Source organism: Achromobacter sp. SX5, assembly GCF_056711425.1.
The window spans coordinates 5528882-5543970 of sequence record NZ_CM160041.1; the positions used below are offsets into that span (position 1 = coordinate 5528882).

General features: G+C 68.0%; 13 protein-coding genes. 5 read left to right on the forward strand and 8 right to left on the reverse strand.

Translation table 11 applies throughout. From position 1 onward, the window contains the following. Positions 1-47 precede the first annotated feature (47 nt). Entirely contained in the window at positions 48-2495 is a 2448-nt protein-coding gene (locus AC1M14_RS25970; protein ID WP_102775056.1) for a penicillin-binding protein 1A, read from the forward strand. A 174-nt stretch (positions 2496-2669) separates the two neighbouring features. Here AC1M14_RS25970 and cyaY read toward each other — a convergent pair whose 3' ends face one another. Next, positions 2670-2999: an iron donor protein CyaY gene (cyaY, locus tag AC1M14_RS25975; protein WP_043541608.1), complete on the reverse strand. Its 330-nt coding sequence runs from the start codon at positions 2997-2999 to the stop codon at positions 2670-2672. Positions 3000-3093: 94 nt separating this feature from the next. On the opposite strand from cyaY, the gene lptM reads away from it, so the two are divergent. Continuing rightward, the gene (gene lptM, locus AC1M14_RS25980) at positions 3094-3213 is read left to right on the forward strand and encodes an LPS translocon maturation chaperone LptM (RefSeq protein WP_246842544.1); all 120 of its coding nucleotides are present in this window, start codon (positions 3094-3096) and stop codon (positions 3211-3213) included. Beyond that, entirely contained in the window at positions 3210-4499 is a 1290-nt protein-coding gene (gene lysA / locus AC1M14_RS25985) for a diaminopimelate decarboxylase (RefSeq protein WP_102775054.1), read from the forward strand. The genes lptM and lysA overlap by 4 nt, the downstream gene beginning before the upstream one ends. A gap of 111 nt (positions 4500-4610) precedes the next feature. Here lysA and ccsB read toward each other — a convergent pair whose 3' ends face one another. The 3 genes from ccsB to AC1M14_RS26000 all read right to left on the reverse strand — a co-directional run bounded on the left by ccsB (position 4611) and on the right by AC1M14_RS26000 (position 8863). After that, positions 4611-5957, reverse strand: coding sequence for a c-type cytochrome biogenesis protein CcsB (gene ccsB, locus AC1M14_RS25990; protein ID WP_479730688.1), 1347 nt, complete (start codon positions 5955-5957; stop codon positions 4611-4613). A gap of 8 nt (positions 5958-5965) precedes the next feature. After that, positions 5966-8044: a cytochrome c biogenesis protein ResB gene (locus AC1M14_RS25995; RefSeq protein ID WP_181391043.1), complete on the reverse strand. Its 2079-nt coding sequence runs from the start codon at positions 8042-8044 to the stop codon at positions 5966-5968. 117 nt (positions 8045-8161) lie between these two features. Beyond that, positions 8162-8863, reverse strand: coding sequence for a c-type cytochrome (locus tag AC1M14_RS26000; RefSeq protein WP_102775367.1), 702 nt, complete (start codon positions 8861-8863; stop codon positions 8162-8164). Between the two features lie 170 nt (positions 8864-9033). Here AC1M14_RS26000 and yihA point away from each other — a divergent pair, with 170 nt between their 5' ends. Together yihA and hemB are read left to right on the forward strand one after the other, a co-directional pair. After that, positions 9034-9657 (forward strand): ribosome biogenesis GTP-binding protein YihA/YsxC, encoded by a 624-nt coding sequence (gene yihA / locus AC1M14_RS26005; RefSeq protein ID WP_102775053.1) that lies wholly within the window; start codon positions 9034-9036, stop codon positions 9655-9657. Beyond that, entirely contained in the window at positions 9654-10670 is a 1017-nt protein-coding gene (gene hemB / locus AC1M14_RS26010) for a porphobilinogen synthase (RefSeq protein WP_102775052.1), read from the forward strand. The genes yihA and hemB overlap by 4 nt, the downstream gene beginning before the upstream one ends. Here hemB and AC1M14_RS26015 read toward each other — a convergent pair. From AC1M14_RS26015 to AC1M14_RS26030, 4 genes are all read right to left on the reverse strand, one after another. Further along, positions 10654-11514: a DMT family transporter gene (locus AC1M14_RS26015; protein ID WP_209165922.1), complete on the reverse strand. Its 861-nt coding sequence runs from the start codon at positions 11512-11514 to the stop codon at positions 10654-10656. The two genes, hemB and AC1M14_RS26015, sit on opposite strands and share 17 nt — an antisense overlap. 134 nt (positions 11515-11648) lie before the next feature. Then, entirely contained in the window at positions 11649-12359 is a 711-nt protein-coding gene (locus tag AC1M14_RS26020) for an ABC transporter ATP-binding protein (RefSeq protein WP_479730689.1), read from the reverse strand. Positions 12360-12394: 35 nt separating this feature from the next. Then, entirely contained in the window at positions 12395-14161 is a 1767-nt protein-coding gene (locus AC1M14_RS26025) for a branched-chain amino acid ABC transporter ATP-binding protein/permease (RefSeq protein ID WP_479730690.1), read from the reverse strand. Then, positions 14158-15081, reverse strand: a complete 924-nt coding sequence (locus AC1M14_RS26030) for a branched-chain amino acid ABC transporter permease (protein ID WP_479730691.1) — start codon at positions 15079-15081, stop codon at positions 14158-14160. Before AC1M14_RS26030 ends, AC1M14_RS26025 begins: the two co-directional genes overlap by 4 nt. Positions 15082-15089 lie beyond the last annotated feature (8 nt).

Below are 15089 nucleotides of genomic sequence, written 5' to 3' on the forward strand. Positions count from 1 at the left end.
GTCCCCCGCGCTAAGCCCCGACCGGAGATACCCGTAAAATCGCCGCGATGAGCAAGCCCCAGAATTCCTCCAAGAAAGACAAGCCCTCCAAGAGCGGCTCCCCGATACTGCGATTCTTCGTCAAGACCGGCATCTTCTGTGCCGGCCTGTTCCTGTGCGGCGTGCTGCTGGCGGGAATGGCGCTGGCGCTGGCCTGGCCCAACCTGCCCGACCTGCACGCCATGACGGACTATCGCCCGCGGGTGCCGCTGCGCGTCTACACGGCGGACAAGGTGCTGATCGGCGAATTCGGCGAAGAGCGCCGCAACGTGCTGCGCTTCAACGAGATTCCCGACGTCATGAAATCCGCGGTGCTGGCCGCCGAGGACGACCGCTTCTACCAGCACGGCGGCATCGACTGGGCCGGCGTGGTGCGCGCGGGCCTGACCAACCTGATCAACATGTCGAAGACGCAGGGCGCCAGCACCATCACCATGCAGGTGGCGCGCAACTTCTACCTGACGTCGGAAAAGACCTACTCGCGCAAGTTCTACGAGCTGCTGCTGACCTTCAAGATCGAATCCGAGCTCAGCAAGGACCAGATCCTGGAGCTCTACATGAACCAGATCTACCTGGGCCACCGCGCCTACGGCTTCGCCGCCGCCTCGCGCACCTATTTCGGCAAGCCCCTGTCCGAGGTGACCCCGGCCGAGGCCGCCATGCTGGCCGGCATCCCCAAGGCGCCCTCGCGCTTCAACCCGATCGCCAACCGCCCCCGCGCCGAACTGCGCCAGCGCTACGTGCTGAGCCGCATGCATTCGCTGGGCTACCTGACCGAGCCTGAATACAAGCAGGCCCTGGCCCAGCCCATCGTCATGAAGTCGGCCGAAGGCACGCCGGCCGGCGGCTATTCCATCCATGGCGAATACGTGGCCGAGCTGGCGCGCCAGCTGCTGTACAACGTGTACCAGGACAACGTCTATTCGCGCGGCATCAATATCTACACCACGGTGCACTCCAAGGACCAGGAAGCGGCCTACCGCGCCGTGCGCGAAGGCGTGCTGCAATACACCCGCCGCGCGCCCTACCCGGGTCCCGAAGAGCAGCTCGAACTGCCGGCCGGCGTCGAAAACAACCCGCAGGCGCTGGACGATTTCCTGGACGGCGTGTTCGACAAGTTCAGCGACAGCGGCGACCTGCTGACCGCGGTGGTGCTGTCGGCCAGCCCCACCGAAGTGAAACTGGCGCGCAGCTCGCGCGAGATCATCACGGTCACCGACAAGAAGGTGCTGGGCGTGGTGGCGCGCGCGCTCAACGACAAGGCCAAGCCCGAGCAGCGCATCAAGCGCGGCTCGGTGGTCTATATCCGCAAGTTCGGCGACAACTGGGAAATCATCAACCTGCCTTCGGTGCAGGCGGCCTTCGTGGCGCTGGCGCCGCAGGACGGCGCCATCCGCGCCATGGTGGGCGGCTTCGATTTCTATCGCGGCAACTTCAACCGCGTGACCCAGGCCTGGCGCCAGCCCGGCTCGAACATCAAGCCGTTCATCTACGCCGCCTCGCTGGAGCGCGGCCTGACCCCGGGCACGCAGATCTCCGACCAGCCCTTCATGCTGACCGCCGAGCAGACCGGCTCCAAGGCCTGGAACCCGAAGAACTACGGCAACCAGTACGAGCCCATGCTGACCCTGCGCCAGGGCCTGTACAAATCCAAGAACATGGTGTCGATCCGTATCCTGCAGGCCATCGGCCCGCAATACGCACAGGACTACCTGACCCGCTTCGGCTTCGACAAGGCCCGCCAGCCGGCCGTGCTGCCCCTGGCCCTGGGCGCGGGCTCGGTCACGCCGCTGCAGCTGGCCGGCGCGTTCTCGGTGTTCGCCAACGGCGGCTACCGCGTCACGCCCTACCTGATCGACCGCGTCACCGACAGCAGCGGCAAGGTCATCATGCAGGCCAAGCCGGTCGTGGCCGGCGACGAGCAGGCCCGCGCCATCGACCCGCGCACCGCCTGGGTCATGGACGACATCCTGCGCGGCGTGGCCACCTACGGCACCGCCGCCCGCGCCCGCGCGCTGCTCAAGCGCAGCGACATCGCCGGCAAGACCGGCACCACCAACGAATCCGTGGACGCCTGGTTCTCGGGCTACACCCCCTCGCTGGTCGCCACCGCGTGGCTGGGCTTCGACCAGCCCAAGTCGCTGGGCTCGCGCGAAACCGGCGGCGGCGTGGCCATGCCGATCTGGGTCGACTACATGCAGGACGTGCTCAAGGGCGTGCCCGAAGAGAAGCCGCGCCCCCGCCCCGATGGCCTGCTGGTGGAAAACGGCGAGTTCTATTTCTCCGAATTCCCGCCGGGCCAGGCCGTCGCGCGCCTGGGCCTGCCCGAGGCCGACACGCTGGGCGAGTTCCTCAACGGCCTGAACGGCAGCACCAACGAGGACACCCGCATCAAGGTCGCGCCGGGCGTCGGCTCCCAGAAGCCCGCCCCCTGGTCGCAACAGATCCAGTTCTGATCGCGCAAATGCAAAAACCGGCCCAAGGGGCCGGTTTTTTTTAAAGGATGGACCACAAGATCGGCGCCCATAGGAGGGGTGCAGCGCGAGACCGTCTACGCAAAAACTCGACCGTCGAACGCGCGGAACCCATCGGGCGGCGCCAGCCGCCCCCGCCGCGCAGGGGTTACCCGCCTACAGCCGTATCGTCACCGGCACGCCGGCGGCCGCGGAACAGATTTGCGACAAAGCATCCGGCAATTGCGGCCCGCCTCGGGTATCGTTCCAGTGCAGGCCGTCGTAACGGTAGTGGAAGCCGCCGCTGCGCGCGGCGACCCACAGCTCCTGCATGGCGGCCTGGCTGTTCACCACGACGTGGGTGTTGTCCTCGAAAACCATGGTCAGCACATTGCCGCTGCGGCTGGTTTCGACATCGACGTCGAGCGAAGCCGCCCAGTCATCGGCCTGGCTTTCGATGCTGTCCAGCACCTGGTCGATCAACGCAAGAAATTCGGTTTCGGTCATAATCGAGCCTGCAAGAATTACGGAGTTCCCAGTGTTCCAATTGGCATTCAGCCGCATGGCTCTTCGCATTGTAGCCACGCTCGTGACGACCGGCATGCTGGCGGCCTGCGGGTACAAGGGGCCGTTGTACATGCCGACTCCCGACGGCAAGCCGCCGCGCGACTCCCAGCCGCAACCCTCGGTGCCGATCCCGCCGGCGCCCCCCGTGCTATGACCGCCCGGTTTCCAGCGCAGCCGGAACTGGCGGGCCATCCGTACTTCCAGTTCCGCAACAACGTCCTCTACGCCGAGGACGTGCCGCTGGATCACCTGGCCGAGCGGCTGGGCACCCCGTTGTACGTATATTCGCGCGCCGCGCTCAAGGCCGCCTGGCAGGCCTACCACAGCGCCGTCGGGCAGCGCCCGGTGCTGGTCTGCTACGGCATGAAGGCCAATTCCAACCTGGCCGTGCTCAAGGAATTCGCGCGCCTGGGCGCGGGCTTCGACATCGTCTCGGGCGGCGAGCTCAAGCGCGCCCTGGCGGTCGGCGCCGATCCGGCCCGCATCGTGTTTTCGGGCGTGGGCAAGCAGGCCTGGGAGATGCGCGACGCGCTGGCGGCCGGGGTCAAGTGCTTCAATGTCGAATCCGAGGCCGAGCTGCGCCTGCTGTCGCAGGTCGCCCAGGACATGGGCGCGCGCGCGCCGGTTTCGCTGCGGGTCAATCCCGACGTGGACGCGCAGACCCACCCGTACATCTCCACCGGCCTGAAAGAAAACAAGTTCGGCATCGCCATCGAATCGGCGCTGGCGGTGTATCGCAGCGCGCAGGCGCTGCCCGCGCTGGAAATCGTGGGCGTGGACTGCCATATCGGCTCGCAGCTGACCGAGATCGGCCCCTACCTGGACGCGCTGGACAAGCTGCTGGACCTGATCGACCGGCTGGCGCAGGCCGGCATCGCGATCCGGCACCTGGACCTGGGCGGCGGGCTGGGCATCCGCTACGCGGATGAAACCCCGCCCTCGCCGCGCGCCCTGCTCGACCCCGTCTTCGAACGCCTGCAGGCCCGCGGCCTGGGCCATCTGCACCTGGTGCTGGAGCCCGGCCGCTCGCTGGTCGGCAACGCCGGCGTGCTGCTGACGACGGTGCAATACCTGAAGCATGCCGAGGCGCGCAATTTCGCCATCGTCGACGCCGCCATGAACGACCTGCTGCGTCCGGCGCTGTACGACGCCTTCCACGGCGTGCGCCCGGTGCATCCGCGCGCCGGCGAAGCAACCCTCTACGACATCGTGGGCCCGGTCTGCGAAAGCGCCGACTGGCTGGCCAGGCAGCGCAAGCTCGCGATCGAGGCCGGCGACCTGCTGGCCGTGGAATCCGCCGGCGCCTACAGCATGGCCATGGCCAGCAACTACAACACCCGCCCGCGCGCGGCCGAGGTCATGGTCGACGGCGACCAGTACTACGTGGTGCGCCGGCGCGAAACGCTGGACGACCTGCTACGCGGGGAATCGACGCTGTAGGATGGGTGCAGCGCCAGAGTCCTTAAGCAAGAACCCCAACGTTCACCGCGCGGAACCCATCAGGCGGCGCAAGCCGCCGATTTTCGTGGCAAGCGCAAATGCCGGCACCCGTCAAAGCTCCCCGTACGAGTGCAGCCCCGACAGGAACATGTTCACCCCCAGGAACGCGAACCCGGTGATCAGCAGCCCCATCAGCGCCCAGTAGGCCGCCATGGTGCCGCGCAGGCCCTTGATCAGGCGCATGTGCAGCCAGGCCGCGTAGTTGAGCCAGACGATCAGCGCCCAGGTCTCCTTGGGGTCCCACTGCCAGTATGCGCCCCAGGCGTCGGCCGCCCACAGCGCGCCCAGGATGGTGGCGACGGTGAAGAACGCGAAGCCGATGGCGATGGCGCGATACATGATGTCGTCCAGCACCTCCAGCGACGGCAGCACCGCGGCGATGCGGCGGCGGCCCAGCAGGATGGCGCCCACGATCACCGCGCCCACGCCGAAATACAGCATCCAGGTGGCCGACAGGCCATCGGTGCGGAACACCATGGGCTCGGCCGCCAGCAGCACGCCCAGCACGAACAGCGGCGCCAGCTTGGCCCAGGACGTGGTCTGCCCGTGCTGCTTGACCAGGTAGGCGAAGCCCACCATGGCGGCCAGCGAGAACGTGCCGTAGCCGATGAAGTTGGCCGGCACGTGCAGCTTCATCCACCAGCTCTTCAAGGCCGGCACCAGCGGCTGGATCTGCCCGGCGTCGCGCGTGAACGAATACCACAGCAGGAACACGGCGGCCGAGGTCACCACCAGCAGCACGAACCCGCCCAGCGCGCGCGTGGCGTACTTGCGTTCGTAATACAGGTAGAACAGCGCCGTGATCAGCGCGAACAGCACGAAGACTTCGTACAGGTTGCTGACCGGGATGTGGCCCAGGTCCGGGCCCATCAGGTGACCCTCGCGCCAGCGCACCAGCAGGCCGGTCACGCCGGCGAACACCGCGCCCCAGGTCAGGGCCGTGCCGAGCCAGGCGGCGGTAGGGCTGAACACCCCGATCCAGTAGCACACCGTGGCCAGCGCGAACAGCGCGCACATCCACAGAATGGCGGATTGCGAAGAGAACAGGTATTTCAGGAAGAACACCTGCTCGGCGCGGGCCAGGTCGTTGCCGTACAGCATCAGGGCCAGCCCGGCGGCGATGGCACAGGCCACCATCAGCCGGCGCAGCGGACGCCACAGCCAGCCCATCCAGGCCAGCACCGGCACCGTGCCGCACAGGATGATCTTCTCGTAGTAGTCCATCGCGCCGCTGTAGCGGGTCAGCGCGAAGGCCGCCCCCGCCGACAGCAGCAGGAAGAAGACGATGTCGGTCCAGTCGGGCCGGCCGCGCCGCGCGCGGCTGTCGCCGGTTTCGGACAGCTGGTCCTGCCAGAGCAGGTCCGGCGACGTGGAATGGGTGGTGGTCGTCGTGGACATAGGGAACCTTAAGACCTCTTGTGGCGCAACAGCGCCTGCTTGAAGCGTTCGAACTCCTGGTTGAAGTCCAGTGTACGCTTCTGGGACGTCATGGCCGCCAGCACGCTGCTGCCGCCGTCTTGCGGCTTGATCCAGATCCAGATGCGGCGATCACGAATATAGAACATCGCGAACACGCCCAGCACCAGCAGCAGGCTGCCCAGGTACACCGTGTTCTTGCCGGGGGTGCGGCTGACCTGGAACACGCTGGCCTGCACGTGCTGGAAGTCCGCCAGCGACAGGAACACCGGCGCCGGATAAACAGTCAGGTCCGACAGCGCCGCCACCGCCAGGCGCGACCAGACCGCGGCCTGTTCGGCGTCAGGGCCGGAAGCCGCCACCGGCGGCAGGCCGGCGCGCTCGCGCTCGACGGCGCGCAGCTCGTTCATGCTGGCGCCGATCAGCCGTATCACCACGTCGGCGGCCCGCTCCAGGTCCTGGGCCGGCGTGTTGGCCTGCAGGAACGCCGCCACGGCCTGCAGGCCGCCCGAGGCGAAGGTGTCCAGCGCGCGTTCGGCGGCCGTCTGCAGCGGCTGGCGATCCGTGCCCGACGGGCTGTTGCGCTCGGCGAAGCGGCGCGCCGCCTCCTTGCGGGCGGCCGGATCGGCCAGCGTGGCGCGCAGGCGCATGAATTCGCCGATGGAACTGTCGGCGTCGGCGGGGATGCGCAGGTAGCGGAACGGCTCGGAGGCGTTGTTGCGCACCCCGGCCAGGAACACGGAAGCGCCGTCCAGTTCGACCGGCAGCATGTAATTCTGGAATTCGTGGGCCTGGCCGGCGTCGTCGATCAGCTTGTATTCGACGCTGGGACCGACGTTGCGCAGGTTTTCGTTCTTCTTGCCGGCGGCGCTGCCCGAGACCGAAGCCACATGCTCGGCGAAGCTCTGGTTCGCGCCCTTGGGCGTGCCGCCGGTCAGGTCCTCGACGTTGATCGGCCGCAGGGCCGTGATCTCGATGCCCATGCTGCGCGGGCCGGACGCTGTGTGAGCGGTTACTTCGGATTTCTTGCCCACGGTGCCGTCCACCGCGAAAGGCGTGGCCTCGGCACCGACCAGCGGGTAGCCCTTCAGCACCACCGTGCTGCCGCCGTCGTCGAAGCTGGACTGGTAGACCGTCATGCCCTTGAAACGCAGCGGCTCGTTGACCTCGATGGTGGAATCGAAGGTCTTGCCGGTGTCGGGATCGGTCACCTCCACCTCGCTCGCGAAGCGGCTGGGCATGCCGGTCGAGTAATAATCGACCACGAACTTCTTGAGCCTGAGCGAGAACGGCATGGGCTGCACCAGGGCGCCGTCGCCCACCATCACGACCGCGGTGCTGGCCTGGCTGCCCTCGGGCACCAGCACGCTGGCGCGAAAGCTCGGGTTGTTCACCGACAGGCGCCCGCTTTCGGGCACCTCGGAGATCAGCATGTTCTCGACGATGGGCTTTTTGCCGCCGAACATGACCTGCAGCCGCACCGGCAGTTCGCTGTCGAGCAGCCCGCCGATGCAGATGATGACCAGCGCCGAGTGCGCGAACACATAGCCCAGCCGGTTGGCGCTGCCCTTCTTGGCCGCCAGCAGCACGCCGTCCTGGTCCTGGCGTTCGCGCACCGCGTATCCCAGCCCGCCCAGCAGCTTCTTCAGGCCGGCCGCGGTCTGCGGCACGTCGGTGGCGGCGTCCGTTTCCACCCGGTGGGGGAAGGCGCGCAGGCTGCCGACGCGCACGTGCTCGCGAAACGAACGCGCGTCGCGCAGCATCTTGGGCGCGTTGCGGATCAGGCAGACCGAGGTCGACACGACCAGGAACGCCATGATCAGCAGGAACCACCAGCTGTTGTAGACGTGCCAGATCGAGAACTTGTCGAACACTTCGAACCAGAACGGGCCGAACTGGTCGATGTAATTGCTGGACGCGCGGTTCTGCTGCAGCACCGTTCCCACCAGGCTCGCCACGCAGATGAACATCAGCAGGCTGACGGCAAAACGCATCGAGCCCAGCAATTCGAAGAAATCGCCGGGCAGGGTGCGCAGGGAGGGACGGGTATGTGTACGGGCTGAATTCATGAAAAAAGGGGGGCCGCGCTATCGGCTACCCCCCTCATAGACAGCGCGCGGCGGACTCAGGTTCCGTCGCGCTCGGTTGCAGGGCGCGGACCAGCCGCGCGCGTTGCGGGCAAGCGCCTATCGCAGACCGGCTGCGTAGTCCGAGACCGCCTTGATATCGGCATCCGACATGCGATCGGCAATGGCGAACATGATGTCGTTCTTGCGATCGCCGCTGCGGAACAGCTTCAGCTGCGCTTCGATATACATCGGGAACTGGCCCGACAGACGGGGGTATTGGGCGGGCATGCCCGCGCCATTGGCAGAATGGCACGCCGCGCACGCCGGAACGTTGCGTTCGGGCAAACCGCCGCGCCAGATTCTTTGACCCAGATCAACCAGGTTCTCATGACCGGCGGTGGCCGGCTCCTTGAGCGGCTGCTGCGCCAGGTAGAGCGCGATGTTCTGCATGTCGGCCGGCGTCAGGTTCTGCGCCATGGCCGTCATCGGGGTGGGATTGCCCTCGGGGCCGTTGCGCGTGGGCACCTTGGCGCCGGACTTGACCTGGAAGTCGGCCAGTTGCTTGGCGAGGTATTCGTGCGGCTGCGCGGCCAGGTTGGGGTTCGCCGGGATGGTGCTGTTGCCGGCCGCGCCATGACAGGACGCGCAGGAAATGATGCCTCTGGCGGCGTCCCCCTGCTCGAACAGCTGCCCGCCCTTGGCGGCATCTGGTTTGGCCGGGCCCGCAGCGCCTTCGGCGGCGAAACTCGTAGTAGATAAGGCGGAGGCGCCGAGCAACAGCCCGCTCGCAACCAACATCCGGGACAGCACACGCTTCATGAAGACCTCGACGAATCGCATCGATCAAGGCGCAAAAAGGCGCCCACGCCTACCCGCACACCCGGATATACCGTATCGAGCCAAAAAAGACGGCTCCGCGCACGGGGACCACTGTTGCAAACGCCGGATTATACAATAGGGCTTGAAACCAACCGCATCCGAAGCCATCCGTGTCCCTCCTACATCGCGCCTCCTTCTTCACTTCCGCGGCTCGCCTCGACCAGCTGCCGGCCGCCGGCGCCCCCGAGGTCTGCTTCGTCGGCCGCTCCAACGCCGGCAAGTCCACGGCCATCAACGTGCTGTGCAACCAGCGCCGTCTCGCGTTCTCCAGCAAGACGCCGGGCCGCACGCGCCTGATCAATATGTTCGGCCTGCCCGACCCGCTGGACCCCGAAGGCCAGATCGGCTTTCTCGTCGACTTGCCCGGCTACGGCTATGCGTCGGTGGCCCGCGACGAAAAGGAAAAATGGGCGGACATCCTGGGCGGCTATCTGCGCGACCGCGAATCGCTGGTCGGCATCGTGCTGCTGATCGACATCCGCCGCGGCGTCACCGAACTGGACCGGCGCCTGGCCAATTTCATCGCCCCCACCGGCCGCCCGGTGCTGGCGCTGCTGACCAAGGCCGACAAGCTGCCCTACGGCCAGCGCATGCGCACCGTGTTCGCGGTGCGCAAGGATCTGGCCGATATCGGCGCCCTGCACACCGTTCCCTTCTCGGCGCCCGAGCGCATCGGGCTGGAAGAGGCCGGCGCGCACATCGAAAACTGGATTTCACCGAAGGTCGTACCATGAACCCGCAGATCATCTCCCCCGAATTCCCGGTCTCCCGTCCGCGCCGCCTGCGCCGCGACGATTTCACGCGCCGCCTGGTCCGCGAGAACGCGCTGACGGTCAACGATCTGATCTATCCCGTGTTCGTGGCCGAAGGCTCGGGCCTGCAGCAGGCGGTGCCTTCGCTGCCCGGCGTGGTCCGCTATTCGCTGGACACGCTGCTGCCGGTGGCCGAGGAATGCGTGGCGCTGGGCATTCCGGTGCTGGCGCTGTTTCCCGCCATCGAGCCCTCGCTCAAGACGCCCGACGGCATCGAAGCCATCAATCCCGACGGCCTGATCCCGACCGTGGTGCGCGAGCTCAAGCGCCGCTTCCCCGAGCTGGGCGTGCTGTGCGACGTGGCGCTGGACCCGTACACCAGCCACGGCCAGGACGGGGTCATCGACGAAAACGGCTACGTGCTGAACGAGCCTACCGTCGAGATCCTGGTCAAGCAGGCGCTGGCCCAGGCCGACGCCGGCGTCGACATGGTCGCCCCCAGCGACATGATGGACGGCCGCATCGGCGCCGTGCGCCGCGCGCTCGAAGCCAACGGCCACATCCACACGCAGATCATGGCCTACTCGGCCAAGTACGCCAGCGCCTTCTACGGCCCGTTCCGCGACGCGGTGGGCTCGGCCAGCAACCTGGGCAAGTCCAACAAAATGGCCTACCAGATGGACCCGGGCAACCTGGACGAAGCGCTGCGCGAAGTGGCCGCCGACCTGCAGGAAGGCGCCGACATGGTCATGGTCAAGCCCGGCATGCCCTACCTGGACGTGCTGCGCCGCGTGAAGGACGCCTTCCGGGTGCCGACCTTCGCCTATCAGGTCAGCGGCGAATACGCCATGATCAAGGCCGCCTCGGCCAACGGCTGGCTCGACCACGACAAGGTCATGATGGAAGCGCTGCTGGCGTTCAAGCGCGCCGGCGCCGACGGCATCCTCACCTACTTCGCGATCGAAGCCGCGCGCCTGCTTAAGAACGCGCGCTGACGCGCCGCAGGCCCAGCCAGGTTCCGCCCAGCACGCAGGCCAGCCCGGCCACGTGCGTGGGCGTGACGGCCTCGTCCAGGAACAGCGCCGCGAACAGCAGCCCGAAGATCGGCAGCCAGTTCACGAACAGCGCCGCGCGGCTGATGCCCAGCCGCGCGATGCCGGCGTTCCACACGATGTTGCTGACCCCCGAGGCGATGACCGCCGAGTACAGCAGCACCACCCACGGCCACCACGACATCAGCCACATCTCCGCGTCATAGGAGGCCGGCGTCAGCAGCGCATGCGCGACCAGCATGAGGCCGCCGGCGAGGTACATGTACCAGAGCATGCCCAGCGGGTCCATCATGCGCGACATGCGCTGGATCACCAGCCCGCCGCAGACGAAGACCAGCACCGCCACGAACACGATGGCGTCGCCCCAGCCGGTCAGCCCGAAGCGCCCGCCGCTGCCGGCCACCACCATGCCCACGCCCAGCAGCCCCAGCAGCGCGCCGGCGATGCGCGACGGCGTCAGCCGCTCGCGGTAGAACAGCGCGGCCAGCAGCGCCGACAGCAGCGGGCTGGTGGCCATGATGAGCGTGCCGTTGGCCGCCGAAGACAGGCGCAGCCCCGAGACCAGCGCCACCTGGTGCGCGTACACCACCAGGAATCCGGCCAGCGCGACCCAGACCAGTTCGGCGCGGCCCAGCCTGGGAATGCGGCCGCGGCGCGCCTTGATGATGAAGGTGACGGCGGCGAAGGCGATCACGATGCGCACGGCCGCCAGCGCCTGCACGTCCATGTGCTGCGTCAGGTATTTGATGGAGACGATGTTCAGGCCCCACGTGGCCATGACGAACATCAATTGAAGATAGATAAGACCGGTGCGGTCCTGGCTTGCATCAACTGTAGGGGACGTCACGGCGCCGGCCTGAAGGGGATGAGGGCGCCGCCCACGCGGCGCAGCGGACATGGTATCGCGCCCGGCGCGCGGACTCAATGCGCGCCGAGATAGGCCGCGCGCACGCCGGGGTCGCGCAGCAGCTCGGCGCCGCTGCCGCTCAACGTGATGCGCCCGGTTTCCAGCACATAGGCGCGGTCGGCCACGCCCAGCGCCTGGTTGGCCATCTGTTCGACCAGCACGATGGTCAGGCCGTCGTCGCGCAGCTTGCGGATGGCGGCGAAGATGTCCTGCACGATCAGCGGCGCCAGCCCCAGCGAGGGTTCGTCCAGGCACAGCAGGCGGGGCGCGCTCATCAGCGCGCGCGCCATCGCCAGCATCTGCTGCTCGCCGCCGGACAGCGTGCCGGCGAGCTGGTCGCGGCGTTCGCGCAGGCGCGGGAACAGCCGGTAGCCGCGCTCCACGCCCTCGGCCACCGCGGCCGGATCGCGGCGCCGCAGGTAGGCGCCCAGCGCCAGGTTGTCGTAGACCGTCTGGTCGGCGAACACGCCCCGCCCTTCCGGCGACAGCGCCAGGCCCAGGCCGACGCGCCGATGCGCCGGCACCGGCGTGATGTCGCGCCCGTCGAACGTGACCCGGCCGCCCTGCAGCGACTCCAGCCCGGCCACGCCCTTGAGCAGCGTGCTCTTGCCCGCGCCGTTGGCGCCGATGATGGTCACGATCTCGCCGGCGCGTATCTCCAGCGATACGTCGCGCACGGCCTGGATGGCGCCATACGAAATCTGCACGGATTCTAGTTTCAGCATCGTCTTGCGGCCTGTCGATGAATGTGAGTCCGGGCTCAGGCCATGCCGGTCCCGAGGTAAGCCTCGATCACGCGCTTGTCGGCCTGCACCTGCGCCGGCACGCCTTCGGCGATCTTGATGCCGTAGTCCAGCACGATCACGTGGTCCGATATCGCCATCACCAGGTCCATGTGGTGCTCGACCATCAGCAGGGTGATGCCGCAGGAGGCGCCGACGCGCAGCAGCAGTTCGCCCAGTTCCGCCGTCTCCTGGGGATTCAGGCCCGCGGCCGGTTCGTCCAGCAGCAGCAGCGCCGGCTCGGTGGCCAGCGCGCGCGCCAGCTCCACGCGCCGCTGCAGGCCGTAAGGCAGGCTGCCCGCGGGCGTGTCGGCCAGATGCGCCAGGCCCACCATGCGCACCAGCCGCCCGGCGTGCTCGCGCGCGCGGCGCTCTTCGGCGCGCGCCCCGGGCAGGCCCAGCAGCGACGCCCAGAAACCGTTCTTCATGCGGCTGTGTCGGCCCAGCAGCACGTTGTCCAGCACCGACAGCTCGCCGAACAGGCGCAGGTTCTGGAAGCTGCGGCCGATGCCAAGCGCGCAGATGGCGTGCGGGCGCTCGCCGGCGATGTCGGCGCCGCGAAAGCGCACCACGCCCGCGTCGGGCTGCACCACGCCGCTGAGCATGTTGATGAGGGTGCTCTTGCCCGCGCCGTTGGGGCCGATCAGCGCATGCACGTGGCCGCGGCGCAGGCAGAAGGAAATATCCTGCGCCGGCTTCACGCCGCCATAGGCCTTGCACAGGTTCTCGACCACCAGCAGCAGCTCGTCCTGGCCCCCGGCCGGCGTGCGCTGCGCGGGCGCCGGCTCTCCCTCCTGCCGCGGCTGCGCGTCCGCCACGCGCCGCGCGCGCGGCGCGAACAGCCCCATGACGCCGCCGGGCATGAAGTACAGCGCGAACAGCAGCAGCGCGCCGTAGAAGAAATGCTGCACCGACGGCCAGCGCGCCAGCAGCGCGTCGATCACGGTCAGCGCGATCGCGCCGACCGCCGGCCCGGCCTTCGAGCCGGCGCCGCCGAACAGCACCAGCAGCAGGATGAAGATGGACAGGTTGAAGGTGATGAAGTCGGAATTGATGTACTGGTTCTGCTGGGCCACCAGCGCCCCCGCGATGCCGCAGGTCACGGCCGCCACCACGAAGGCGATGACCTTGGCGCGGTACACCCTGACCCCGACCGAGGACGAGGCGATCTCGTCGGCCTGCACCGAAAGCAGCGCGCGCCCGAAGCGTCCGTCCAGCACGTTGCGCAGCAGCAGCTGCGTAACCACGCACAGCGCCAGCGCGAACCACACCCATTGCTGGTTGGTGAACGCCTCGCCGCCCCAGGTCAGCGGCATGATGCCGAACAGGCCCGACGGTCCGCCGAACACGTCGACCCACTCGGTGACGATCTTCTCCACCACGATGCCGAACGCCAGCGTCACCATGGCCAGGTATGGGCCTTTCACGCGCAGCGACGGCAGCGCGATCAGCACGCCGAAGACGCCGGCCACCACGGGCGCGGTCGCCAGCGCCAGCCACGGATCGAGCTGCCAGCGCGAGGTCAGCAGCGCGGCCGTGTAGGCGCCCGCGGCGAACAGGCCCGCCTGGCCCAGCGACTTCTGGCCGGCATAGCCCACCAGCACGTTCACGCCGGCCGCGCACAGGTAGTACACGCAGGCCATGAAGACGATGCGCAGGTAGTAATCGTTGTCCACCAGCGCGGCGAACGCCGCCAGCGCCGCCGCCAGCGCCACCGCGATCAGGGTTTGGCCGTGCCGCTTCATACCTTCTCCACCAGCCGCTTGCCGAACAGGCCGGTGGGCCTGACCGCGAGCACCAGGATCACCAGCGCGAACACCGCGACCTCGCGCCACTGCGACTGCCACAGGTTCACGTACGACTCCAGGATGCCCAGCACGAAACCGCCCAGCACGCAGCCGCGCGGGTTGGACAGCCCCCCTATCATGGCGCCGGAAAAACCCTTCAGGCCGATGGCCAGACCCATGAAGATCGACGCCGACGTGATGGGCGCGACCAGGAAACCCGCCAGCCCGGCCAGCGCCGAACTGGCGAAGAAGGCGCCGGTCATGATCGCGTTGACGTTGATGCCCATCAGGTTGGCCACCGCCGGGTTCGCCGCCACCGCCCGCATCGCCTTGCCCAGCACGGTGCGGTTCATGACGCGGTCGAACAGCAGCATGACGGTGACGGCCACCGCCAGCAGCAGCAGTTCCTGGCTGCGCACGCCTGCGCCGAACACGCGGATCACCTCGTCGCCGAACGGCGCGGGCACGGTGACCGGCGCCGGCCCCCAGACCGCGAAGGCCGTGCTCTGCAGCAGGATGCCGAAGCCCAGCGTGCTCATGACCCAGGCCATTCCCGGGCGCGCGGCGAACGGCTTGACGCCGAACACGTACAGCAGCATGCCCAGCAGCCCCATCGCCGCCACCGCGGCCAGCCCCGCCAGCAGGTACTGCCAGCCGCTCAGGTCCAGTCCGGTGAACGCCGCCGTGGTGACCGGCTTGCCGGCCAGCAGGAACAGCGCGCCCACGCCCACGAACGCGCCCACCGACACGAACTCTCCATGCCCGAAATTCAGCGTGCGGGTCGTGGTGTAGGTGATGCTGAAACCCAGCGCCACCAGCGCATACGCGCCTCCCACGGCCAGCCCGCTGACGAGCGCCTGCAGCAATGTCGCCAACATGAGGGCCT

Coding starts and splice junctions, on each gene's coding strand:
- AC1M14_RS25970 (WP_102775056.1), top strand. CDS start 48: ATGAGCAAGCCCCAGAATTCCTCCAAGAAAGACAAGCCCTCCAAGAGC.
- cyaY (WP_043541608.1), bottom strand. CDS start 2,999: ATGACCGAAACCGAATTTCTTGCGTTGATCGACCAGGTGCTGGACAGC.
- lptM (WP_246842544.1), top strand. CDS start 3,094: ATGCTGGCGGCCTGCGGGTACAAGGGGCCGTTGTACATGCCGACTCCC.
- lysA (WP_102775054.1), top strand. CDS start 3,210: ATGACCGCCCGGTTTCCAGCGCAGCCGGAACTGGCGGGCCATCCGTAC.
- ccsB (WP_479730688.1), bottom strand. CDS start 5,957: ATGTCCACGACGACCACCACCCATTCCACGTCGCCGGACCTGCTCTGG.
- AC1M14_RS25995 (WP_181391043.1), bottom strand. CDS start 8,044: ATGAATTCAGCCCGTACACATACCCGTCCCTCCCTGCGCACCCTGCCC.
- AC1M14_RS26000 (WP_102775367.1), bottom strand. CDS start 8,863: ATGAAGCGTGTGCTGTCCCGGATGTTGGTTGCGAGCGGGCTGTTGCTC.
- hemB (WP_102775052.1), top strand. CDS start 9,654: ATGAACCCGCAGATCATCTCCCCCGAATTCCCGGTCTCCCGTCCGCGC.
- AC1M14_RS26015 (WP_209165922.1), bottom strand. CDS start 11,514: ATGTTCGTCATGGCCACGTGGGGCCTGAACATCGTCTCCATCAAATAC.
- AC1M14_RS26020 (WP_479730689.1), bottom strand. CDS start 12,359: ATGCTGAAACTAGAATCCGTGCAGATTTCGTATGGCGCCATCCAGGCC.
- AC1M14_RS26025 (WP_479730690.1), bottom strand. CDS start 14,161: ATGAAGCGGCACGGCCAAACCCTGATCGCGGTGGCGCTGGCGGCGGCG.
- AC1M14_RS26030 (WP_479730691.1), bottom strand. CDS start 15,081: ATGTTGGCGACATTGCTGCAGGCGCTCGTCAGCGGGCTGGCCGTGGGA.